We start from the raw sequence: 23995 nt of genomic DNA, 5'->3' as shown, positions 1-23995 counted from the left end.
TATAGCATGGCCGTTTGCCCTCCGGTTAGAAATATTATTGCACAGCAGAAAGAAAAAAAAGAGGCGGCATCCCCTAAAGGAACCGCCCCTCCCTCCTCTATCCCTTGCAGACAGGCTTCATTTATTTATCCTGAGCCCCCGAAGAGGTGCGAATCTCTTCGACCGCTTCTTCATTTCCATCCGCCGCATTGAGGTAAATCCGATACTGTGAACCATTGATTTTGCCGCCAAATTCATAGGTCAGCAGTTCAACGGCATCCTCATTCTCGATCCAGGCCATCCGGTTGTACAGCTCTTTGAATTCCGGATTCAGCTTCTCTCTGGCCTTGGCGAGGGACAGTTCAGGTTTTGGAATTTCACGTTTCTCCTGATGCTCACGGACATAATCGCTGGCTTGAAAACCAACGGTTTCTCCGGTATCCAGCCCGACGCGCAGCGTCATTTTCTCAGGATAGATCAATACACCGTCTTGGCTGCTTACAAAAGTTAAATTCCCCAAATTATCATATCTGTCAGCGCTGACTGCCGTCATGCCGGCATAGCCCTTCTGCTTCAGAAACTCCCCGGCTTTGGCGACAGCCTGCTTCATGGATACCTGGGCTGGTCCGACCTCACGATTGTCATTGTACGAAATCAGCAGTCCGCCCTCCACCGTGAAGTCCATGCTGATGGGAGCTTTGTGATTCGGAGGTGTCACGGTGGCTGTATAGGAAGCCCATTCGGTTCCCTTGCCATTCTCCCTAACATCCACCTTGGTATTAGCACCAGTATCGGCAAACTTTACAGCCTTGGCTTTGATATCCGCTGCCGTGACAGGTTTACCGCCCAGCTTCTTGACAGAACGCTTATCATAAATGCTGGCAACAGAGGGTCCCCAGTCCAGCTCAGGATAAGCCGCCACACGTTTGTCTACCGTCTTGAAGCCATCAATAATTGTATTGTCTTCCGCCTTTTCTTCTGTAGCAAGAGCTGACTCGACATCCATCCAACGCAGCTTATTGCTGATGACCTTGTTCTGTACCTCCTGCAGATCCTTGGAGATTTCACCCGAATTCTTATAGAGCGCCTTTAAATTCCCCATCTCAGCTTCGGTGAGCGGCTTCTTGGTGAAATCGCGGACAGCAGCTTTGTAAGAGAAATTGGAGATCTTGGAGAGGAACTCCTCCGTTTGGCTAAACGGCAGCAGCGTAAGCGGCAGTTGGTTGATCTCATTCTGCGCCTCGCTGGTAAGCCGCCATACATTGACTAGTCCTTTGCGGTGCACACCGTTAGAAGCCGAATTGACGGCAAGTGTGTTTCCCAGCTCTCCATGAAGCCGCTCCACATGATAGGAGAGATCGTGAAAAGCCCGTTGATACTGGTTCTCCGCTTTAATCAGAATCGAATTTTTCTCCTGGTTCTCCTGATACCCCCACACCAGTGCGCCAATCAGCAAAAGCGCGGTAAGCGGGAACATTATGGCACTTAATCTTTTGTACATAGGGCTGCAAGACTCCTTTCGGTAGCTTATTGCCGTTAGTTTGACAATAACTGAGAAGTCTTATGCACCCGGCAGGCCGATAATATCAAGAGAATACTTCCAAGCAGCATTTCAGCCACATTCCTCGATCTGAAATCCGCTGTTGCTGTTGCACAGACATTGCTTGAAGCCGGTCTGGATGACTCCCTCTTCCTTGTTTCCTCTTAATATGTAGCTCTCACCGCACTGCTTACAGACTATCCGAACTTTTACACGCAAAAAAAAGACACCTCGCTCCTCTCTGGAATTCCTTGCCTACGGGAACTACCCTTCAAGTTTAAGTGTGTCCATCTCTATTACAGGTTAACCTCTTCCTCCCGCTTCAGAAAACGAAACGGCGAACGGTTGTTGGCCCGCGCCACCTTGCCCATTCCTCCGTACCACAATACGGCCATCAGAGGTACGATATACCAAATCCAGTAATTGGGCGACGTGCTGAGGATAAAATCGTAGATTCCGTGCCACAGCCAAGGCAGCAGCAGAGAGACCAGCAATATTCCTCTGCCTTTGCCCGGTTTCGAGAACTTGGCCCTGCCCATGTGGTAGCCCATAATGACCCCGAACATTGCATGTCCCGACACCGGGAGCAGCGCCCGCATAATCATTGAACCTATTGAAGCTTGACTGTACCACGCGTACATTACATTTTCTATTGTTGCAAAACCGAGCGAAATCGCCACGGCGTATAGTATTCCATCATATGGCTCGTCAAATTCGGTATGGTTGTAAATCATATGGTACAGCACAAACCACTTCAACCCTTCCTCCACCCCGGAGGAAATCAGAAAAGAATCGACATAAGGTCCACTGTCCAGCCCAAGCGTAAGACCTCTCTGAATGATCATTACCGGAAAAACAATCAGCAGTCCAAGCAAAAACACCTTGACCACCATATGCAGCGGTTCCTGATCGTACTTGTCTTTCAGATAGAAAAAAGTCAGCAGGGCAAGTCCCGGTGCCACTGCCGACGAAATGACCGATAACCAAAGCACCGAATAACCTCCCCTGAAACTATACCCATTTCTCCTGCATTATCTTCCAATGGTCGAAGGAAGGCAGAAAGCACCCGCTGTCCTGCCGTTCCTCAATTGTTATTCCTGGCGCTTAAAGTGAGTGCACAACAATTGGATCGCATTTTCGGCCATAACCGTCTTTCCGTATTCATCCAGTACGGCCTCGGTAACCGGCGAAGAATCGCCGAACTCTGCCAATACGGCAACAAGTCCAGACAATGCCGGCTCCTCAAATTCCTTCGGATCGAAGTAAAGATACCATTTATTGTTATAAGAATACAGTTTCCCCTGGGAAGTAATATTGCCGATGAGTACATGTGCCGCTTCAACCAGAACCTCAAAATCGCGGAATGCATACACAATGGAGTCGCTTTGTTCAAGAGTAACTTCCATTTCATAGATCTCTTCAGGCAATTCTTCTTCTCCGGGCCCACCGTACTGATGGTGATCATATTTCCCCCGGGTCACAATAACGACCATACCTTGCGCGGGCATTGCGAACACTTCTACGGCAAGCGGACCGGTAGCGTCAAAACCAAGTTCACTATACGCTTGATCCATCATTTCCGTAAAAAGGTCATGCACCTTGGGAACTTCCTGCCACATATCTTCCTTCTGGATGCCCCGCTCGCTCAGGTCGTCAAAAGTGAGGAAAATCCGTATCTTATCTTGACTTAATCGCTCTATTCTCATGACAGGATCCTCCTTTTGCAAGCTCATTTAATATTAATGTATGATGAGTCCCGAGTAATGAGCCAAAAATGGTTACTATGTATGTATGTTATCATTTTGCTGCCATAAATGCACGTAAATAAATATATTTAATCACCCAATTGTGCCGGTTTATTGATAAAAAAAGAATCATTTTGCGGATGGAATCCTCCCCAAAATGATTCTAGCGCTTTGCTTTGCGGTTACAAACCCGGTATTGCTGTATGTGTTTCTTTGAGAATCTGCTCTACTTCATGCTTTACATCAGGGTTGCTGCGGATGAAATCCTTCAGCATATTGAGGTTGGCTTCCTTGGATTTAACCGTGGACTCCCCCTTGTGATCGGCACTGCTCTTCGGCTCATGCGAGCCCTTGTCCTGGGAGCTGCCGCCGGCGGCGGTATTTCCGAATCCGGTCATGGCCATGCCCAGAATTTTGTCCTTCGCTTTTTCACCGGCTCCTTGCATCGAACCTCTTGATCCGAGGGAGGACATCATGGCGCTGCGTTTTTTGGACATAATCATACTGGCGGCTGCACCCATCACCACTCCGCATAAAAATGACGAAGTATTCATATCTCTAACCTCCTTGTATGGTAAAATCATGCTTAGTGTTCGCGGAAAGATTCCGACTCATACAGCAAAGTTACAAGAAAGCGAGATGAAAAAAGTGGTTAAAGCGACATCAGCACTGCTGCTGACCGCCATTTTGCTGGCATCCTGCAGCAACGGCGACAACAGCGGCAAGACAGTGAACAACAATGCTCAGCCGACAGCGGCCGCAACTGAAACAGCATCGCCATCAGCTACAGCTCTAGCCGCTCAGGGGAATGATGCTGCGGAGGCAAGTGCCTCACCTCAGGCGACACCAGCCGGCTCTTCAAACACCGGAGGGACCGCGGGCGGAAGCACAGCCACGGATCGGCAGGCCGCGACTTCCGGCGATGCAGGTACCGCTCAGCCAAGCGGAGAGACAAATCCAGCAGAAATCCCGCTCCTGTACCATATGAACAAAAATTACGACATTGTTCCGAATGAAGAAGGCACCAACAAGAAAGTCATCCTGCTGACCTTCGATGATGGCCCGAAGGAAGCCGAAATGATCAATCCGCTGATGGATACCTTGGACAAACACAAGGCTAAAGCGATCTTCTTCGTGAACGGCTACCGCGTCAAAGAACATCCCGAGCTGCTGGAGCTTATCCATAGCCGGGGCGGTATTATCGGTAATCACAGCTGGGATCATATCAAGCTGAAGGACGAACCCTATACCGAAGTGAAGAAACAGATCGAGGATGTGCAGAAAATTGTTAAGGAAGTTGTAGGCGAAACCCCGCATTTCTTCCGTCCCCCGCATGGAGCAGGCGGCGATGTCGGCAAGAAGGTGGCGGCAGAGAACGGACTGCTTTATATGACCTGGTCCGTAGGATCACTTGACTGGGAAATGAAAGAAAAGGATGCCAATAAAACGGAGAAGCTGATTACGAATGTTACCGACCAGCTTCATTCCGGAAGCAACATCCTGATGCATGAGCTTCCCTGGACCGTGGAAGCATTGGATACGCTGCTTACGAAGCTGGAAGCCAAGGGTTACAGCTTCGTAGATCCGCGCAGCATTGAGCTGAAGATGCGCTGAGTATTGCTGCGTCCCTGTTCTATATAGAAGACAATAAACAAGAGGTATCCAGCGCATGTTGCGGAGGATACCTCTTGTTTATCTGCATACATAAACCGATCCAGTGCAGGCCAGCAGCCGCTAATCCGGCTCTCTTAACCTGACTGCTCAAGCTGCTCCCGCCCTTTGCGCAGGGTCAGTACATGCATTTCTGCCGGACTGCCCCAGCGCAGCGGCAGATGAGCGGTGCCGAAGCCGCGGCTGATTAGCATTTTGACGAATGCTCCCGAGCCGTCCTTCCGCTCAAGCAGGTACATTCCGGCATTATATTGTTGGTAGAACGGATCTGTATGCCTCTGCCTGATCAATGGCAGAACCACCTGTCCACCGTGCGTATGACCGGCCAGAATAAGATCTGCGGGCAAGCTTGGCTGCGGGGACACCCAAAGCGGATCATGAACTAAAATAATCCGGCAGCATGAAGAGAGTGACTCAGGGACCGGAGCCAGAGGGGCATATGCTTTTTTGCCGCCTTTCTTCGGGAAATCCACACCGGTCAGCAGCAGACATTCATTTCCCCGTTCAAGTGTTATATTCTCATCGATCAGCAGGCTGGCCCCGCTGCCGCGGATAATATTGTCCACCAGTGAAATATTTGCCCGGTAATCATGGTTACCGTGAACGGCATACACAGGTGCAAGTGAAGCCACAAGCGCCATATTATCAACGAGGCGGTTTATGGGACTCCCCTTCTCGGTCAAGTCACCTCCCAGAAAAACAGCATCCACTTTTCCACGTAAGGGATCAAGCAGTTTTTTGGGAAGCCGGCGGCGATGAATATCCGTGATAAACAGAATCCGGTAACCGTCAAATTCCGCTGGAAGTGAACCAAGAGATATTTCCTCGGCAATAATGTTCTTTTTAAATGCCGATACTACCATAATTGCAGCTCCTATGCCCAGCAACAGGAGCAGGGCCGCCATAATAATTATGACCCAGCCGGTTACCATAGAGTCCTCAATTCAGGAGCTCCTTCAAATCCCCACCAAAAGAGCGAAGCCAGCAGCATGACAAACATTACGATCAACGAGTTGACGAAGATTTTACTCAGGCGGATACGTTCCGAAGGGTAGGTCTGCGCACGGGAAGGCGTATCCTCCCCCTCCTGCTCTGCTTTATCATGCTTTACAGAGGTTTTAGCTGCGGTGCTGGAATGCCGGGCCTTCCTTGACAGCGTACCGGACACAAGAGCAGGCACTTCCGTCTCTTTGGGGGGAGATACGGCAGCTTGCTTTCTATTTTTACCTTTGACCGGAGCCTGGCCTTCGCCTTTATTTTTTTTCTGGCGGGATTTCACCCGGCTTAAGTCGTCACTCATGATACCCTCCTGTAGCGAATCACCAGACCTGAGAACAGGTCGATGAAGAAATGACATAAAATCGGTGCCCAAATCGTTCCGGAATGGATGTATATATAGCCAAGACCGTAGCTGCTGAGGAATACCCAACCGGTCGGAATCCAGTGCCGCAGATAACGCACATGAATAACTGCGAAAAGAATGCTCGTCCAGTAGGGACCCAGTCCATGCTGAATGGCACCGCGGAACAGGAGTTCCTCGCAAACTGAAACAACCCCTGCGATGACAACAATATGCCACAAAGGGCGGTTGCCGAATAACAACTGGTTAATTCCTCCGTCATCCATGCTTTCTTCTGGTACAATATAAGTCAGAATAAAATCCACAATCAGCATAATTCCTGCCAAACCAAGGCCCCAGTACACAAAATTTACACTGTTAGGAAAATTTAATATGTCAAACGGATTTCTTTTCTGCAATAATATCCATATCAAACCGATAAATAAGGTAAGGCCCTGTGTAATGTAGAGATTGATCAGCAGCAGCTTGTCGGTTAACGCTTGAGGATCGGCTTTTTTAATCTTTATGTCACCTAATTTGAATTTTTTCATTGTAACCTGCCTGTTCTATATTGTTTTTACATAAGATAATTTCCATAGAAGAAGGAGCACTAATTATGAACAGTCGTACCTCCCGCACTCAAATGTTATACACACTAGGTTTTGTATTTTTCCTGATATGCGCTTTCGCCGCTTTCTTTACGGGAGTGAAAGTAGGTGCAGACAAGACAGAAGCTAAATATTCCCACCTGATTGAAGCTGACGGCGCATCGGAGGAATTCTCCGGCTCTTACCAGCAGCAGGATCTTGTTACCTTCTATCATAACGTATTTTTGCCGTATCGTGAATTCAAGCGAAATTGGAACAACGAGGTAGACAGTTTGTCACGCAGCACGGATGCCCGTGAGAACGCAGCCACACTGAAAAATCTCAGTATTCTGGCGGACAAGCAATATGATAAGGTTAACCAGGATTCCATCTTCAGTGGCTCGCCACTCCTGTATCAATCCCAGCTTAACATACTTAAGAGCCTGACGCTCTTCTCCCAGGCCTCCAACAAGGTGTCTGCTGGATCATCAGGCACAGAAACAGCCAAAGCGCTGAAGAACGATAACTTCACGGCCAGTGCCATGCAATTCGGGCTGCTTGCCCAGAAGGATTTCTATGATTCCATGCTGAAGTGGGGTTCCAAGACCAACAGCAAAATCCCGGCGGTACCCAGTGAACTGAAGACGCTGTCCTTCATCCAATGGAAGAAGATGCCGCTCCTGCTTAAAAATGCTTCCATTGCCGAAATGATGCTGAACCGGGGAATTTACGCCGGCTATGATCCGCAGGATATCACGGCCAAAATAGACGACATGATCTACTCCGGCATGGCCAGCTCCCTGAAGCTGCAGGATGTCCAATCCTCTGTTACACTGCTTATTTCTACCGGAGCTATACAGGAGCAGGACTTCATGAAGTGGCGGGAACAATATTATGGCAAAGAAACGATGCCGCAGCTTCCGTTTTTCTATGAATAAGACTAGTATATTGCATCATAACGAAAAATGAAGCCTACTTCAAGGCAGGCAGGTTGTAATAAGCCTATTGACACTTTTGGTGCCACCATGTTACATTATGAAAAAATTAATCAAGCAAAACCGATGATGGAACAAGGATGCTGGAAGCCTTCAGAGAGCCGGTGGATGGTGCAAACCGGTGGCATACAGATATCTTTAGCGCTCCTGAGATATTGTATCGAACTATAAGTAGATGCAATCGGATCATCTCCGTTACCAGTGTGGCCTTTGCAGGCCAATGAGGCTGCTTCTTCAACGTTGCAGTGAATTAGGGTGGTACCACGACAACTCTCGTCCCTTACTACGGCAGTAGTATGGGGTTGGGAGTTTTTTTGTTACCCGGAATCCGTCTTTTGGCCTAAAAGGCCCAAAATTGGCAGAAGACCGTCCTCCTACACTCTCTTTCTTTTATGCGACAGCGCGTTACTCCGTTATTCCGACATGCTTTTTACCCGTTTTGATGCTTCAGGTACTGTGGATTGCCTTATCAGGGCATCCTTGGCATATTAAGCTTTATCACTTTAAGGGGGACAAGAAACCATGTTTAAAGTATTAGTATCGGATCCAATCAGTGATTTGGGCATTCAGCAATTGATGGACGCAAACGACGTGACTGTAGACAAGAAGACTGGACTTAGTGAAGAAGAGCTAATTGCAATCATCGGCGAATATGACGGCCTGCTCGTACGCAGCCAAACCACTGTTACCGAGAAAATTATTGCCGCAGGCACAAACCTGAAGGTCATTGGCCGCGCAGGCGTCGGTGTCGACAATATTAAACTGGAGGCGGCAACGCAGCATGGCGTTGTGGTCATCAATGCGCCGGACGGAAATACGATTACGACCTGTGAGCATGCTTTTGCCATGATGATGGCACTCGCCCGGCACATTCCCCAAGCCTATGCCAAAACGATTTCCGGCGTATGGGATAGAAAGACATTCCTCGGCGTAGAACTACGCGGTAAAACACTGGGTGTTCTCGGCATGGGACGGATCGGCAGCGAGGTGGCCAAACGGGCCAAAGCCTTCGGCATGAACATTCTCGCTTATGACCCGTTCCTGACTCCAGACCGTGCGGAGAAGCTCGAAGTGAAGCTGGCCTCCGTTGATGACATTGTCCGCGGCGCTGATTTCATGACCGTGCACACACCATTGACACCTGAAACCCGCCATATGATTTCCCGCCCGCAGTTCGAAGTGATGAAAAAAGGCATGCGCATCATCAACTGTGCCCGCGGCGGCGTAATCGACGAAATGGCGTTGGTTGAAGCCATCGACAGCGGCATAGTCGCTGGAGCAGCATTTGACGTATTCGAGCAAGAGCCGCCACAAGCGGATCACCCGTTCCTCTCCCATCCAAAAATCATCGTGACTCCGCATCTGGGTGCTTCGACCGTAGAAGCCCAGGAGAATGTAGCCATCGATGTATCGGAGCAGGTGCTGCATATTCTGCGCAACGAGCCGTTCATTAATGCTGTAAACATTCCTCCGGTTGCGCCAAGCGTAATGAACAAGCTTCAGCCTTACTTCACACTGGGTGAGAAGCTTGGCAGCTTTGCAACACAGCTGACGGACGGCGCTATTCGTGAAATTCATGTTGAATATGCCGGGGATCTCTCGGATGTGGATACACAGCCGCTGACCCGCTATATTGTAAAAGGCGTGTTCACCCGCCACTTCGGCAGTGATGTCAACATCGTCAACTCCATGCATCTGGCGAAAACGCGTGATGTGAATGTTGTCGTGACAAAGGCTTCCAAGACCAAGGGCTTCACTAACCTTATCACCGTTACCCTGAAGGCCGAACCGGATGAAGAACGCCTGGTAGCCGGAACATTGCTCCAGGGCTACGGAGAACGCATTGTTCAGGTGAATAAATTCCCGGTTGATATCGCTCCGGAAGGCCATCAAATTGTAATCTCCCACAACGACAAGCCGGGGATTATCGGTCTCGTCGGCACTCTGCTCGGACAAAACGATGTCAACATCGCTTCGATGCAGGTGGGACGTAAAATTGTCGGTGGTGCAGCTATCATGCTTCTGACCGTGGATAAAGAGGTGCCGCAGCATGTGCTTGTGAAGCTGGCTGGCTTGCCGGAAATCAACACCGCCGAAGAGGTAGTTCTGCTATAGAAGCCAATTCGTATGATCTATAGTTCTGGGTATTAGCAAAAAAATCGCTCTTTCGAAAATGGAGGCATCCTGCAGCCATTTCAAAAGAGCGATTTTTGTTTATTCCGGAACTTTGAAGACCGGGACGAGCCGCCCGTCAGCATCGGTGAATCCGTATTGTACCGCAAGGCTGCCTACCTGCTGCGGGATTCCCGTTATGGACATTACCTCTGGATCTGCAGCCAGCTGAACCACGGCCCGCCCGATATAGGCTGTGGACTCACTGGTTTGCAGCTCAGGCACCTCCTGCCAATGCTCTTCATCTGTATTGAGGCTCTCCAGCACCAATTCAGTCCGCATCCAGCCGGGCGACAACGGGATCACGGCTATACCGTCTGCCGCAAGTTCTACCGACAATCCATAGGCCATGCGAACCAGTGCATTTTTAGCCAGATCATAATAGAAATTGTCAATGTATTTGTAGTGGTCCCAATACGTTGTATGAATAATAATACCACCGCTCTGCCGGTTGCTGCGCATTAGCGGAATCGCGTAATAGTTGGTCATCAGCTGCGCTCTGACTCCCGCATCGAACATATGGCTCCAATGTTCCAGAGGCAGCTCCCAGAAAGGTTTGCTCTCGATGGACAGCTCATTGCCGCCCCATACATTGTTGACCAGAATATCCAGCCTGCCCTGCTCCGACGCTATCCGCCGGATGACTTCTTCCGTTTCGCTATCCTGGGTATGGTCGCAGCGGATCGCTTCACCCTGCCCTCCAACCGCCTTGATTTCATCAAGAACACTGTCTATCGTCCCTTTACGCCTTCCTTCTTGGGAAAGCCCCGTGCTTCTGCCTGTGATATACACATACGCACCGGCTTTTGCCAGCTCCAAAGCTATTCCCCTGCCGGCTCCCCTGCTTCCTCCGGTAACCAGTGCCACTTTCCCTTGCAGATTTGTCATACTACCGCTCCTCTCTTCATTGTTGATCTTAGTATCATTGGTTCTTCTGCTTGCTATACTCATCATAAACTCTATATATGACATCAACTGACATATATATATGATAAAATGAAAATAGATTGAAATTATATAGATTGAACATGAGAATTACATGTAGGGAAAAGTGGCGGAGGGGAATTTTGGAACTGGAGGAGCGATAGCGTCCGCCTTTAGGTTTGGATTTCTACCGCGATTCGCGGTTAAATTCAGGAAATCCAAACCTAACAGCGGCCGGAAGTCCAAACATTCTCTGTAGTCACGGCCAATCCCAAAATAGAAGAATTATAAGTTCAATCTATATAGGGGGATCCCCCCCTATGAGGAGGACGTATGAGAGCAGACCGTTTATTATCCATATTGCTTCTGCTGCAGAACCGCGGCAAAGTCACCTCCCGTGAGCTGGCCAGCACCTTGGAGGTGTCCGAGCGGACAATATTTCGTGATATGGAGGCGCTTAGTGCCTCCGGAATACCCGTGCTGGCTGAAAGAGGCCGGGAGGGAGGCTGGATGCTCACCGAAGGCTACCGCACTTCCTTAACTGGAATGAAGCCCAACGAAATAGGCGCTCTCCTGCTCTCTGCCGATTCGGCAATCTTGAGGGATCTTGGTATTCATGAGGATTTCACGATTGCATCGCGCAAGCTGGAAGCTGCTGCCTCAGGGAATAAATCCCCTTCCGCCAACTATTTTAACCAGCGTATTCATATAGACAGTGAAGGATGGCTTTCATCCGAGGAAAGCTTCCCTTTTCTTTCAACCTTACAGGCAGCCCTTTGGGAAGACCGGAAAGTAAGTATTTCTTATCTGCGCAATGGGGAAATAAAGAACAGAATCATTGGACTGCTGGGCTTGGTGGCTAAACGGGGGGTATGGTATGTTATCGGGCAGCATGAGGAGCAGTTCAGAACCTACCGGGTTTCGAGAATCGTTGCTGCCCAAATTTTAGAGGAAGTGTATCTACGACCTGACGATTTTGAGTTGACAAGTTACTGGGAGTTGTCTAAAGTATCGTTCAAATCCGCTCTTCCCAGTTATCAAGCCAAATTCACGCTAAAGTCTTCCTCCCTTCAAGCCTTAAGGCAGGAACGCTTTGTTACATTGCTGTCCATAGATGAATCTCCTGATTCTGCATGGCTGGAGGTCGAAGCTGAGTTTAACGTCATAGAAGCAGCTTGCCGAATCATGTTGTCCTTGGGTCCCCATGTGATCGTCAGGTCACCAGAGGAACTGCGTATAAAAGTATATAAGGCTGCACTGGAAACCGTCCTATTGGGTCGTCGGGTGAGTCGTCTTCCAGCTACTGATTCAATTTAGCGGCTTCATCAAGTTTCTTTAAAAACTCTGCCGGAGTGCATCTTCCATCCATTAAGGATTGATGGGCCTCCATTACTTTATTTTTAAATTCATTACTTCCTTGATCCTGGAGGGGGGTCCCGCTGGAAGTTGAAATGGAGCTAAAGATGTCTACCAGTCCTTTTTGCAGCTTATTTTCTGCCCCAGTCAGGTATTGATCGAATTTTTGAGCGGGTATCCCTGCTCCACTTTGCCAAATAAGCTTCGCCCAATTCTCTGGATCGTAGAAGTATTTCAAAAATTGTACAGCCTCCTCTTTATTCTTAGAATGGGCGGAGATCGAATATCCACCGCCGAACCATGCTGCGACATCCGTCAGCTTGCCCCTGTCAGAAGCGGGATACGGTGCAGCTGCAACATTATTCCGGAATTCTTCCGAGAAATTCTCATCCGTAGCAAGACTGGATTCCCAGCTCCCCATCAAAAAGAAAGCCGCTTTACCTTGTCCAAACAAGTTGCGGGCTGCGCCGTAATCCGCAGTCAGGAAGCCGTCCGCAAGTGTCTTCTCTTTCTGGAACCGCTGTAATTCTGTAGCCGCTGCAAGAAATTGTTCATTGCCTGTAAAGGTAGCTTTGCCCGCGAGAACCTCGTCCATTTTGCTGAAATCACCCGTATGCCGCTGAGCGATGTACTCGAACCAGATCGGTAGTGACCAGCCTTCAACGGCATTGGTTGTGATAGGATTAATGCCTTTCTCTCTTAGCATCTTGCTTGCCTTAAACCATTCTTGTGTTGTTCCAGGAACCGAGATACCGGTGTCGGCCAATATTTTTTGATTGTAATACATCACAAAGAAGTCGGTATTTCTAGGTAACCCGTATAATTCACCGTGCTGCTTAAATCCATCGAGTGAGCCGGAGACGAAATGGTAGGAGGTATAATCCGACTCGTTCAGCTTAGCCAACAAACCTGCATCAATTAAGGGTTTGATAAAAGAGGTCTGTCCCCAGGATTGAATAATATCCGGAAGAGCATTCGATGTAGCGTATATTTTAACTTTTGATTTATAAGGCTCATCCTGCAATGCCTCGACTTCTATTTTTACATTTCTATGTTCTTTCATATAAGCGTCTATGATTTGCTGTTCGATTTTCCCCTGTCCGTTCTCGCGGTCAGCAAGGGCTGTGAATAATTTCAACGTGACAATCCCCGGTGTCTCTGTATTATTCTGAACTTTTATTGCAGGTGTCTTGGAATTCATATTCGTAATACTAAATATTGCGCAAGCTGTCAAACCGGTTATGATCAGAATGGATAGTGTGCGGTATTTCTTTTTCATCCTCTTCCCCACCTCTTGAGAAGTTATTATTTCTAAAATTTAGGGGACAGCACATATATTATTACCTTATTTGTAGTTATACTGATGATATTCTATGTAAAGTAGGGTGAGATAATATTAAACCTATCGTGACGCGGTATCGAGACATTTCACTGCAGTATAAACTACTGATCTGGGTTATCCCTCTGCTGATCTTTACTGTAGGTTTAACTGGCCTTTATTCCTATTATATTGCCGCCAATGAAATCGTCGATAAAATCCGTCAAGCGCAAAGCCACATGGCTGCCAAAACTACGAACCAGCTTGATTTTATCACCAGCGGTACTATTAGCACAGGTAACTTCCTGTTTCTTAATCCATCCTTACAACATTTGGTGACCACCAGTGATACACTCGAAGTAAGAGAGCAAATCTACAAATCCCTCCTCCCATTGATGGTCTCAAGCGAATCCTTTCAATCCTTGCTTGTTTATCGCTTGTCTACGGGTCAAGAAGATAATGGGCCGTTCGCCATTACACAAACCGGTATTGCCAGTGCTGCCTCCTTCGCGGAGTTTCAAGAAACCCGGTTTTTCAAGAACATTATGAAATCTGCCGGTGAGCCTATATGGGATATGTTGTCCCCTGAGGATCACCTGCTGCATGGTGACAGACATTATAAACTCGTGATGATCAAGCCCTTTAAGGATTTCAATACCTATAAACGAATCGGTGTGCTAATGATTGGGATCGATGCCGATCAACTCAGCAATAATCTTTTCCGCAAAGAAAATAATGCATATCAACTGGTTATCAATGACGATGGTGTGATTCTGGCTTCTACGGAGTTGGATAATTTGGGTGAACATATTGGCGATCTGCCTTATTTCCAATCTGCTGAACCTGCACTTTCAAAAGATGATGCGCTCAGCTACCTGCTGGATAGAGATGACTTGGTTGTCTCTCAGACCACTTCCCCGCTGACGGGCTGGCACTCTTTGGTGATACAGAAAAAAAAGGATTTATTGAAAGAGCTCGATTATATCAAATCCATAACTGTTCTTATTATGGCAGTGTTTACGCTGGTAATGATACTGTGTACTTGGTTAATCGCCAAAATCATTACGAACCCAGTCAAAACATTAATTCTCTCGATGAAGCAGCTGCAGCTTGGAGACTTCAGTCAGCGGGTGAATTTTTCGGGAAATGATGAGATCGGCCAACTGGGTTACTGGTATGATACGATGGTTAAGCGTGTGAAAACCCTAATCGATGATGTATATACTTCACACTTAAAGCAAAAAGAAGCAGAGCTTAAAACACTGCAATCGCAAATCAATCCTCACTTCCTGTACAACACTTTAAATATGATAAGCTGGACGGCGATGCAGAAGGATGAGCGGGATATTGCAGAAATGGTTCAATCTTTGTCCCAGGTGTTCAGGTTAAGTCTGAATAACGGCCAAGACAATGCCACTCTGCTTCAGGAGGTTGAATTCATCGAGAATTATTTATTTTTGCAAAAGAAACGTTTTACTACCAGATTTCATTTCTCCGTCACCCTGGATGAAGAGATCAGTCATTTCCAAGTCCCCAAATTATTATTGCAGCCTCTTGTTGAAAACGCCATCATTCATGCCATAGAACCTTTAGAGGGAAGCGGAATGATTGCGGTAGCCTGTTATGCTGAGGAATCGTGGATCGTACTGGAGGTTGTTGATAACGGGAAGGGCATGACTCCAGAACGGGTAGAGCAAATTTTATGTCATCCTAAACCGGTTACTCCTTCCATTGGACACTCGGGCCTCGCCTTAAGTAATATTCGCGAAAGGTTGAATCTGTACTTTGAGCTTACGGAATTTCACATTGAAAGCACCTTAGGTCTAGGTACGCGTATCCAAATCCGAATCCATAGAGGGGGTAACTAAACGATGCTCAGGTTGCTGATTGCCGAAGATGAATTATCATTCCGACAAGGAATTATTCAGATGATCGATTGGTCCTTTTACGATATTGAGATTGTGGGCGCAGCGAGGGATGGACGAGAAGCTATGACATTAATGAGAGAAAGGAAGCCGGAGGTGTTATTAACAGATATTCGCATGCCTTACATAAATGGACTGGAACTAATTCAGACTGCGCAGGAGGAGGGGCTGTCCTTCTATTCGATTCTGCTTACGGGGTACAGTGATTTTAATTACGCGAGGGATGCTGTCCGATATGGGGCAAGCGAGTATCTGTTAAAGCCCTGCTTACCTGAAGATATTCTCCAAGCCATACTTACAGTGAAGGAAAAGATCGATAAGGAACAAAGGGAAGGCTCCACGCTGCAACAGCTCAATCAGAATTGGACAAAAAATATTCCGCTGCTTAAAAATCAAATTTTAAATCAGTGGCTCGCGAATCCCCCGCTCCTTCTCGAAGACAGGCAGAAAATCATAGAAGAGATGGGAATCTCACTTAAACCTTTTAAGATTCATATTGGATTGCTGCGGATTGACACCCCGGACCACCGGAATGACTCCAAACTATATAAACGGGATATGGCATTGATTCGATACGCAGCCAGTAATATTCTGACCGAAACATTGCTGCCTCTATTCCATGGATTTATAGAACCGATTAGCTACGGAGAGGAATTATTATGGCTGGCCAACATCCCTGATCATGAGACCGATACCTCTTTGAAGAAAAAGATGGAAGAACTCCAAAAGAATATGGAGACCTTCTTGAAAATTTCCATCAGTATAGCCATCTCTTCCGTAAAACCATCTCTGGATGAAGTACATAGCGCGTACGCGGAAGCCATGGAAGCTATGGCAGGCCGGTTTTACAAAGGAAAAGGCGGGGTATTTCTTTTTTCCGAATATAATCAGCGCGGTCTGGTTCACACCTCCATCTTGGAGAATGAAGAATTACAGCATCTGGAGAAAGAAATAAAGCTCAACTTGGAAAATCATAATTATGAACAAGCGTTAGATCATCTGGACCATTGGCTGAATTATATCCGCAACACCTCCCAATATGACAAAACGGAAGTCAATCTGCGGGCCACGATCTTCATTCTAGAGCTGCAAAAATTCTCACAGGAACGTAATCATGCCGCCTTCGAATGGAAGGATGACCTCATTAACTGGGTGGAGAAAGTCCCCTCTATCGAAACATTAGAAGAGCTGGCTACCATTATGCAAAAAATTATTCAAAGCATCGTTGAAATTGACTCCCGGCAGAAACCTCTTCACCGAACGGTTCAAGCTGCACTTGATTGGATTATTCAGAAGTACAACACCAGTATCTCGCTGGAATCTGTCGCTAAGGAAACTTATGTATCCAATACCTACTTAAGCTCTTTATTCAAACAAGAACTAGGGATTAACTTTTTGGATTATTTGCATCAATTCCGTGTGGAAAAAGCGAAGGAACTATTGAAGCAAAACTACAAAATATATACAGTTGCCAAGCAAGTCGGGTATCAGGAGGAGCGGCATTTCAGAACCACTTTCAAAAAATGGACGGGTCTGACCCCAACACAGTACCAGAAAATGATCGGTTACCTTGAACCTACAAACTGAAAGTTTAAAAGGGTATTTAAAAACCAAAAAAGGGCCAACCGGAATCTTCCGATTGGCCTTATCTTCATTCAACTACAACAGCACTTAGTTATTTCAAATTATACATCTTATAAATCATAACCGAAGCTTCAGCACGGGTTGCAGTCCCAAGCGGATTCACAAGTGCCCCGTTACCAGACACGATTCCATTCTTGACCAGCGTTGCTATGTCTTCAACCGCAAAGGGGGCGATCTTCGTAATATCATCAAATCGCGTTAAGTCCGCTGCTGATCCCTGTTCCAAATGAATCTGTGCAGCACTCAATGCCCGGTTGGCCAACGCCATCATTTCTTGTCTCGTGATGTTTGCTTCCGGTTCGAAGATATTGCCGCCTTTTCCTTGGACAATCCCGAGCTTCTTAGCTATGCCAATAGCCTCTGCATAATAAGCCGTTGATTTAACATCGGCAAAGTTCTCACCTGCTGCTTCTGTAAGTCCAAGTGCTTTCACTAATAATACGATAAAGTCCGCTCTTTTAATCTTTGCATTAGGGGCAAATGTCGTATCTGATGTGCCCTGTATCACTCCCTTGGACGCCAGAACCTCGATTGCCTGCTTTGCCCACCCGTGCTTACTGATATCTGTAAAAGATTTATTAACATACGCTACAGCAAATGTGCCGAAATGTGTCGTGGTGAAACTAACCATTCCGGTTTTTTCATCGTAACGACCGCTTGGAACCGACTTTAGATTTCCTTGTCCATCGATATACCAGACAGTGATTTGCTCCTTATGGGCCAATTCCGTTGCCGAAGGCGTGTAAGGAATAGACACCGTTACCGGTGCTTTCGGATTATTCCATTCAATGACCTGATTACCGGCTCGTAAGGTCAGCCCGATGACGGGATGTTGCCCAATTTTTGCTTTTACCCCATCCTCAGTAATATCCGCTACCGCAATCGTTAATCCAATGTTGTCTACACCACTCGCAACGGTTCTGCTTAGCATGTTACTTGGCACGACTATCTTCCCAATGGCCGTAACAATTTCCAGCTTCGAGGTTAAAGTCCCCGTCGTCAGATTCTCAACAGGAAGAAGTATTTCGTATCCCTTTTGTCCTGCTAATTCCTCAACTTCTATAAAGACCGTTGGGACTCCTTTGACTGGCTTCGCAGCTTGTAGCGCTGCTTTCAAATCTGCACTTGCTATCGTTGTTGTTGCGCGGCCTGTGTTAGGATTTACTACAGGCTTCGGAGCTTTGATCATCGCCTTTTGCCCATTATCAACCGGGGTAGTCCCTGGGTTTGTTCCGGGATTTGTTGCTGGGTTCGTCCCTAGATTCGTACCGGGATTCGGATTTGGATTGTTAGTAATATTGAACGTGAATTCACCGACAGCACTATGATTCAAGCTGTCTTTAATAGAAACTGCTTTGATCGTCGTATCGGAAGTAACCGTAAGCGGTCCCTGATATAAGAGGCTTGTCGTCGTCGGTACGGTACCATCGGTAGTATAATAAATAGTTGCTCCTTTGGTTCTACTTGTTAGATTCACATTGACCAGGTTGTTATACCTTCCCGCACCTGGACTTGCTTGCGGTGATGCCGCTGCTGTTGCATAGAAGGAGACATAACTGTCATCCATCCCCGCTTTTACGACAATAGCCCGAAGGACTTTCGCCGGTGACACCGAGACAGGACCCGTATATAATGCGCTGTCCTTTGTTGGAAGTGTACCGTCAGTTGTGTAGTAGATTTTCCCGTCAACGATATTCGTATTGAGTTTTACGATTTGCTCGTCATCCCTTTGACTATCTTCATACAAGACATGAGGTGCTGCAGCCATTTCAAAAACTGGCGCCGGAGCGGAATCCGTTGGCTCAAGCTGGAAGCGGTCCAAGTTTACTCCGTCACCATTAATGACAAGCCGTATAGTCTGCGTGCCAGCTGTTAAAGGAAGGATCGAAGCCGCTTCAGAATAGACACCCCAGCCACCAGTACTTGGCAAGCTCGTGGTACCGGTTGATTGACCATTCGTCTGCAGCGATACGGAAACTCCGCCTTGTGGAGTCGCATAATTATATTTAACTTTGTAGTTGCTGGACTTCGGTACTGTAACTAAGTAATCCATATAGGTTCCCGCAGTTGTATAACCGAGGTTAGTAATTGGATCTCCTACTTGGATCACGTTCTGACCTGCTTTTACGAAGCTCTCCGCTTCCACTTTCAAGATGCCGTCCCCGTCGACGGAATGAGGGCTGACTTCTTCGACTATAATATGCTGCATTTCAAAGGTGCCCACACTGCCGAGAATTCTAATGATCTGCTCCCCTGCTTCCAAATCCGCCGAAGTACGTATGAGATTCCAAGTATTAGGTCCGGAAGGAATGTTAAATGTGGCGAGCGTTGTATGATCAGATTTCATCTGGAAAGCACTGCCTCCACCACTTGGAACTACAGCATTTAACGTAAATGCATATTTGCCGGCACTCGGAACATTAATCTTAAAGTCTACCCAGTCCCCAGCTCCTATGTCTGTAAATTTCCATCCCTCCGTAAAATTCACTCCTGAGAACTGATAGTAAACATCCGCGCTGACGGTACCTGGTATAGGTGTAGCCGGTGTCTGCCTTGCAGTCCCTTTCAGCTTCACATGCGCTGAAAGCGGCTTACCGTCAGTAGAATCAGAATAGGCGGTAGCCGGTATATTTAGGGTCAGGTTCACATCATTATAATAAGGCGTTCCATCCCATGCGAGTTTTACTTTAACCTTATCCGGGTTGTAAGTAGCGTAGGTAACAGAGGTTACTGTCACACCCTTATCCGTTGCCTCACCAGATAATGAAATGTCATTTACTTTGGAGCTATTAAAGGTGCCTCCGCTAAGATTCAACGTTACTTCTTTGCCGTTAACGTCATAATCCAAAACAGCCGGAGTAAGACTTAGCACCTTCTCCTCCCCAGGTACCGTTTGAATGTCACGGTTCCAACGGTAAGTGGCTACTGACTTGGGTGCTAATGTTGCCGCAATTTGTGTTCCGTCAGTCACCAGCTTAAACGTTTGTGTTGATGCCGTCTGGTTAATAACGACCGTAACGATCGTTTTCTTGTCCGGACTCATGAAGGATACATTCGTTACACTATCCTTATTACCGTAGTTGCTGTCGATTCGAGTGTAGCCTGGTTTCACGAACTTCGTGAAGTGGCCCACGAAGTAATACTCCGGCGTCAGCCAATAATTATCGGTATTCGACGAATCCTGAATTAACATCGTCGGATCCGGTGTTCCAACCCATTGGTGGGTGTTGATATCGCTATCAAGCATAAGGACCCATGAATTATAGCTTCTTGCCCAATTTCTGAAATACTGTGCAATCCGATCCGTACCTAATGTTCCCCATACTGCACGTTCCGTTAAGTAAACGTTCTTCTCGGGGTACATATCATGCAGCTGAGACATAAGCCCAAGATCGCCGCCGTAATCATGGAAAGCCGTTCCGTCGATCGCTGCGTAGTTCTCAGAATCAGCCAGCATTGGAGCCGGATAAGACATCGTGTCGCCCGGGTTGTGGTCGAATATCCATAACTTCACGTCCAGTCCTGCTGCTGTCAGCTTCTGCTTCAGCAGCTTGGCAAGCTCCGCTTCTTGTTGCCAGGGCATTTTCGTACTGGGATATTCGATTTCAAGAAGAGGCTCGTTCTGTAAGGTCATCGCCTCAATAACAATCCCTTGCTTCTTATACTCTTGAATGAATTTGACATAATAGTCCGCGAGTACAGGCAGATATTCATCCTTAACCTGCCCTTTAACCATGCTGTCAGTGGTCTTCATCCAGCCTGGAGGACTCCATGGTGAAGCAAAAAATTTGAGTTCCGGATTGATCGCCACCATTTTCTGTAATGCCGGAATAATACCGAAGTCGATATCCTTCTGAATTGAGAAATGACTTAAGCTTGTGTCCGTTTCACCTTTTGGCATATCATCATAGGAATAAAACTTCTGTGCTGTAAAGTCAGCCGAACCAATCGTAACGCGCATCATACTCATGCCAATGCCTTCAGTCTTGCTCACTAGCTTCTTCAGTAATTCGTCCTGTTTCGCTGGTGACATCTTGAGCAGATTGTAAACAGTCGATTCTTCCATCGATGTTCCAATCCCCATCATCGACTGATATTCTTTGTTTGGATCAATAGTAATCGTTGTAACTTTAGGGTCAACAGCCGTTCCAACCTCAGTTAAGTCGATATTAGCTTGCTGTTCAAGCTTCTTGTCGCCATCCTGCCAACGAGGATCGTAATACCATCCCATATCCCCGGAATCCCGTTCAGTGGTCACCCAGTTCTCTACTGCGTTCGCCTGTATGACCGGTGCCGGGGTTATAATTCCCCCACTATCAATTTCTGGCGCTGCGGGTGAGAAGCCTTTGGAACCAAACCAGTTTAAGTTTAGTCCACCCGCCTTAAGCACTAACTTAATCTTCTGAACACCTGCTGTAAGGGCAATGTCATGAACTGTAGTCGTCTTCCAGTTCTGCCAGGCTCCTGTGCGGTTTACGGATAACTCACCGAGTTTCACGCCTGACTCATTTAGAATGTTAAATCCGGTATTATCACCTTCACCGGCATGGCGGAAATCTATATCAAACACTCCATCTGTTGGAACGTCAATCAGATATTCCATCCAGTCCCCTGCATCTGCGTAGCTAATATTTTGGCCTCCACCAACATCAGCAGTGCCCTCTAACTGTATCCCTTGCTGTTGTATGAAGCTCTCCGCCTCTACTTTCGCGTAGAGAGCGTTGCCCGGTTTTTGCGGAAGAGCAGGTAAAACAGGTGTTGGTTCGTTTTTAGTCAATCCATACCCATAATCAAACAGAATATATTGCTGTTCTAAATTCGAGGTGCCTGCCTTCAATGCCGAGTATGCCTCTGTGTAGAAAGGCCAACGAATCGGTAATTTACCTGTGAATTCGTAATCACCGAAAAGGACATCAGCTACTCCCTGCCCCTCCGTTCCCGGCAGCCAAGCTTCAACCAGCCCTGCTATATCTTTCAATTGATCATTTATGATCAAAGGTCTTCCGGATACGAGGACAACAATCGTCGGAACCCCAGATTTACGGATATTATTTAACGTGGCAATATCTTCCTTATCCAATTTGAGACTGTTCAGGCCATCACCGTTTGATTCGGCGTACGGCTTTTCACCGATAACAGCAATCGCGACATCATTGCCCGCTGCGCCACGGCCATGTTTGTTGTAGGTTACCTTTTTTGATTCACCAGCTGTGTTCTTAATCCCCTGAAGGATCGTGGTTCCTTCCGTAATTTTTCCGGATAGACCCTGCCAGCTGATGGACCAGCCACCTGACTGTATGCCGATATCATCCGCACTTTTGCCAGCGACAAAAATCTTATTCATATTCTTAAGCCGGGAAAGGATCGGCTGACCATTTACCTTATCGTTTTTCAGGAGAACGAGGGATTCGCGCACTGCCTTCTGGGCAAGTGCACGGTGTGATTTAGAGCCGAAGGTAGTCTCAAGACTCTGATCCGTCATCGGATGCTCGAATGCACCCGACTCAAACTTAACGCGCAAAATACGCGTTACTGCGTCATCTATACGGCTTTGACTAATTGCCCCCTCCTCTACAAGTGCCTTCAGGTGAGTGATGGTAATTTTCCAATCGGCTGGCATCATCAACATGTCAACGCCGGCATTCACAGCTACTTTAATCTGGTTCTTCAATCCACTGACTGCATTTCCATCCCAATCCTTGTTGATTTGCTGCACGGCATTATAGTCCGTAATAACAAAGCCCGTGAAGCCAAGCTGGCCCTCGCCTGTACCCTTCAGCGCATCGGTGAGAATACGTTTGTTCGCGTGCATCTTTAATCCTTGGATACTGTTATAAGAAGCCATTACCGTCCTTGCCCCAGCTTCTATAGCCTTTTTGTACATCGGCAGATTCAGGTCGAGCACTTCCTGCTCAGTCATCCCGGTGATATCGCCCTGATTCACTCCATTATCCGTTAACCCCTCTCCAAGAAAATGTTTTGCGGAGGCGATCACCCGATCACTATTCTTCAACTCGCCAATGGTTTTTCCCTGCAGTCCCTTTATGTACGCAGAGGCCATTTCAGCTACAAGGGACTGGTTGTCACTGAAGCCTTCATACGTCCGGCCCCAATTTATATGTTGCGGATCAGCAATGGTAGGACCAAAGATCCAATTCGTTCCAGACGCTTTAGCCTCCTGTGCGGTTGCGATCCCAATTTGTTCGACAAGTTCTGTATTTCGTGTGGCTCCTAAACCTATATTATGTGGGAATAAGGTCGCACCCATGATATTGTTCTGACCATGTACCGCATCAACCCCATAGAGAAGCGGGATACCCAGTGGTGTAGATAAGGCACCTGCTTGATAGGAATCTATAAGCGCCTCCCACTTCTCACGAGTACTGTCTAATTGCTTCCCGTTCGGGAAAGAACCTCCGCCACTGAGAACCGAACCTAAGTGATACTTCTTGACATCTTCCGGTGTGACAGATGCACGCTCCGCCTGCACCATTTGCCCGATTTTCTCATCCAGAGACATCCGTCCCAGCAAATCTGCCACTCGGGTATCCACAGGCAGTGAGGCTTTATAATAGGGAACCAGGGCTTCCGTAGTTGACGCTGCTGCATAGGAAGTTGCAGGTGCTGCTCCTGCAAGTGTTGACCACAAAAGGAGTAAAGCGGTGGCCGAGGAAATTGCGCGTTTCAACATTTCATATTGCCTCCTTCAAAAGTAGTGAGCATTGAAATCGAATACAAATTTCCCTTTCGAACAGAACCTCCTTAGGCAATTGTTATATAACGATTGAAAGCGTAATCAT

At 47.3% G+C, this 23995-nt stretch carries 16 protein-coding genes and 1 other annotated feature; of the genes, 6 read left to right on the top strand and 10 right to left on the bottom strand.

Features of this window, described 5'->3' with window-relative positions; genetic code table 11:
* Positions 1 to 121 precede the first annotated feature (121 nt).
* The 4 genes from ypeB to NYE29_RS21560 all read right to left on the bottom strand — a co-directional run bounded on the left by ypeB (position 122) and on the right by NYE29_RS21560 (position 3818).
* The gene (ypeB, locus tag NYE29_RS21575) at positions 122 to 1480 is read right to left on the bottom strand and encodes a germination protein YpeB (protein ID WP_340897427.1); all 1359 of its coding nucleotides are present in this window, start codon (positions 1478 to 1480) and stop codon (positions 122 to 124) included.
* Between the two features lie 335 nt (positions 1481 to 1815).
* Positions 1816 to 2511: a glutamic-type intramembrane protease PrsW gene (gene prsW, locus NYE29_RS21570; protein WP_038594548.1), complete on the bottom strand. Its 696-nt coding sequence runs from the start codon at positions 2509 to 2511 to the stop codon at positions 1816 to 1818.
* 99 nt (positions 2512 to 2610) lie between these two features.
* Positions 2611 to 3225 (bottom strand): genetic competence negative regulator, encoded by a 615-nt coding sequence (locus NYE29_RS21565; protein WP_340897425.1) that lies wholly within the window; start codon positions 3223 to 3225, stop codon positions 2611 to 2613.
* A 221-nt stretch (positions 3226 to 3446) separates the two neighbouring features.
* Entirely contained in the window at positions 3447 to 3818 is a 372-nt protein-coding gene (locus tag NYE29_RS21560; RefSeq protein ID WP_076109871.1) for a hypothetical protein, read from the bottom strand.
* Positions 3819 to 3912: 94 nt separating this feature from the next.
* On the opposite strand from NYE29_RS21560, the gene NYE29_RS21555 reads away from it, so the two are divergent.
* Positions 3913 to 4878 carry a polysaccharide deacetylase family protein gene (locus NYE29_RS21555; protein WP_445322214.1) on the top strand — a complete coding sequence of 322 codons (966 nt, stop codon included), beginning with the start codon at positions 3913 to 3915 and terminating at the stop codon, positions 4876 to 4878.
* Positions 4879 to 5012: 134 nt separating this feature from the next.
* Here the strand turns inward: NYE29_RS21555 and NYE29_RS21550 are convergent, their stop codons facing one another.
* The 3 genes from NYE29_RS21550 to NYE29_RS21540 are packed head-to-tail and all read right to left on the bottom strand — an operon-like array spanning position 5013 to position 6825.
* Entirely contained in the window at positions 5013 to 5867 is an 855-nt protein-coding gene (locus tag NYE29_RS21550) for a metallophosphoesterase (RefSeq protein WP_340897421.1), read from the bottom strand.
* On the bottom strand, positions 5861 to 6235 hold the full coding sequence (locus tag NYE29_RS21545) for a hypothetical protein (RefSeq protein WP_340897420.1): 375 nt from the start codon (positions 6233 to 6235) through the stop codon (positions 5861 to 5863). The genes NYE29_RS21550 and NYE29_RS21545 overlap by 7 nt, the downstream gene beginning before the upstream one ends.
* Positions 6232 to 6825 (bottom strand): CPBP family intramembrane glutamic endopeptidase, encoded by a 594-nt coding sequence (locus tag NYE29_RS21540; protein WP_340897418.1) that lies wholly within the window; start codon positions 6823 to 6825, stop codon positions 6232 to 6234. The genes NYE29_RS21545 and NYE29_RS21540 overlap by 4 nt, the downstream gene beginning before the upstream one ends.
* Positions 6826 to 6890: 65 nt before the next feature.
* Between NYE29_RS21540 and NYE29_RS21535 the strand changes: the two genes are divergently transcribed.
* Positions 6891 to 7799, top strand: coding sequence for a hypothetical protein (locus NYE29_RS21535; protein WP_076109874.1), 909 nt, complete (start codon positions 6891 to 6893; stop codon positions 7797 to 7799).
* 114 nt (positions 7800 to 7913) lie between these two features.
* Positions 7914 to 8140, top strand: a binding site (T-box leader).
* Positions 8141 to 8378: 238 nt separating this feature from the next.
* Entirely contained in the window at positions 8379 to 9971 is a 1593-nt protein-coding gene (gene serA / locus NYE29_RS21530) for a phosphoglycerate dehydrogenase (RefSeq protein ID WP_076109875.1), read from the top strand.
* 99 nt (positions 9972 to 10070) lie between these two features.
* Here serA and NYE29_RS21525 read toward each other — a convergent pair whose 3' ends face one another.
* Positions 10071 to 10916, bottom strand: a complete 846-nt coding sequence (locus tag NYE29_RS21525) for an SDR family NAD(P)-dependent oxidoreductase (protein WP_340897416.1) — start codon at positions 10914 to 10916, stop codon at positions 10071 to 10073.
* 369 nt (positions 10917 to 11285) lie between these two features.
* Here NYE29_RS21525 and NYE29_RS21520 point away from each other — a divergent pair, with 369 nt between their 5' ends.
* Positions 11286 to 12269 (top strand): helix-turn-helix transcriptional regulator, encoded by a 984-nt coding sequence (locus NYE29_RS21520; protein WP_340897415.1) that lies wholly within the window; start codon positions 11286 to 11288, stop codon positions 12267 to 12269.
* Here the strand turns inward: NYE29_RS21520 and NYE29_RS21515 are convergent.
* Entirely contained in the window at positions 12253 to 13587 is a 1335-nt protein-coding gene (locus NYE29_RS21515) for an ABC transporter substrate-binding protein (RefSeq protein WP_340897414.1), read from the bottom strand. The genes NYE29_RS21520 and NYE29_RS21515 overlap by 17 nt on opposite strands.
* 128 nt (positions 13588 to 13715) lie before the next feature.
* Here NYE29_RS21515 and NYE29_RS21510 point away from each other — a divergent pair, with 128 nt between their 5' ends.
* Both NYE29_RS21510 and NYE29_RS21505 read left to right on the top strand, forming a co-directional pair.
* Entirely contained in the window at positions 13716 to 15494 is a 1779-nt protein-coding gene (locus tag NYE29_RS21510) for a sensor histidine kinase (protein WP_340897413.1), read from the top strand.
* A 3-nt stretch (positions 15495 to 15497) separates the two neighbouring features.
* Positions 15498 to 17138 (top strand): helix-turn-helix domain-containing protein, encoded by a 1641-nt coding sequence (locus NYE29_RS21505; RefSeq protein WP_340897412.1) that lies wholly within the window; start codon positions 15498 to 15500, stop codon positions 17136 to 17138.
* Positions 17139 to 17226: 88 nt separating this feature from the next.
* On the opposite strand, the gene NYE29_RS21500 is transcribed toward NYE29_RS21505, so the two are convergent.
* On the bottom strand, positions 17227 to 23886 hold the full coding sequence (locus NYE29_RS21500) for a glycoside hydrolase family 3 N-terminal domain-containing protein (protein WP_340897411.1): 6660 nt from the start codon (positions 23884 to 23886) through the stop codon (positions 17227 to 17229).
* Positions 23887 to 23995 lie beyond the last annotated feature (109 nt).

It is taken from the genome of Paenibacillus sp. FSL M7-1046 (assembly GCF_038007405.1).
Taxonomy (GTDB): Bacteria; Bacillota; Bacilli; order Paenibacillales; family Paenibacillaceae; genus Paenibacillus_AQ.
This window is presented reverse-complemented; position numbering and strand designations above follow the sequence as displayed.

Excerpts from the sequence above, each read along its gene's own strand:
- NYE29_RS21520 (WP_340897415.1), top strand. The coding sequence starts at position 11,286 with ATGAGAGCAGACCGTTTATTATCCATATTGCTTCTGCTGCAGAACCGC.
- serA (WP_076109875.1), top strand. The coding sequence starts at position 8,379 with ATGTTTAAAGTATTAGTATCGGATCCAATCAGTGATTTGGGCATTCAG.
- NYE29_RS21545 (WP_340897420.1), bottom strand. The coding sequence starts at position 6,235 with ATGAGTGACGACTTAAGCCGGGTGAAATCCCGCCAGAAAAAAAATAAA.
- NYE29_RS21525 (WP_340897416.1), bottom strand. The coding sequence starts at position 10,916 with ATGACAAATCTGCAAGGGAAAGTGGCACTGGTTACCGGAGGAAGCAGG.
- NYE29_RS21550 (WP_340897421.1), bottom strand. The coding sequence starts at position 5,867 with ATGGTAACCGGCTGGGTCATAATTATTATGGCGGCCCTGCTCCTGTTG.
- NYE29_RS21535 (WP_076109874.1), top strand. The coding sequence starts at position 6,891 with ATGAACAGTCGTACCTCCCGCACTCAAATGTTATACACACTAGGTTTT.
- NYE29_RS21515 (WP_340897414.1), bottom strand. The coding sequence starts at position 13,587 with ATGAAAAAGAAATACCGCACACTATCCATTCTGATCATAACCGGTTTG.
- NYE29_RS21565 (WP_340897425.1), bottom strand. The coding sequence starts at position 3,225 with ATGAGAATAGAGCGATTAAGTCAAGATAAGATACGGATTTTCCTCACT.
- ypeB (WP_340897427.1), bottom strand. The coding sequence starts at position 1,480 with ATGTACAAAAGATTAAGTGCCATAATGTTCCCGCTTACCGCGCTTTTG.
- NYE29_RS21560 (WP_076109871.1), bottom strand. The coding sequence starts at position 3,818 with ATGAATACTTCGTCATTTTTATGCGGAGTGGTGATGGGTGCAGCCGCC.
- NYE29_RS21500 (WP_340897411.1), bottom strand. The coding sequence starts at position 23,886 with ATGTTGAAACGCGCAATTTCCTCGGCCACCGCTTTACTCCTTTTGTGG.
- NYE29_RS21505 (WP_340897412.1), top strand. The coding sequence starts at position 15,498 with ATGCTCAGGTTGCTGATTGCCGAAGATGAATTATCATTCCGACAAGGA.
- NYE29_RS21540 (WP_340897418.1), bottom strand. The coding sequence starts at position 6,825 with ATGAAAAAATTCAAATTAGGTGACATAAAGATTAAAAAAGCCGATCCT.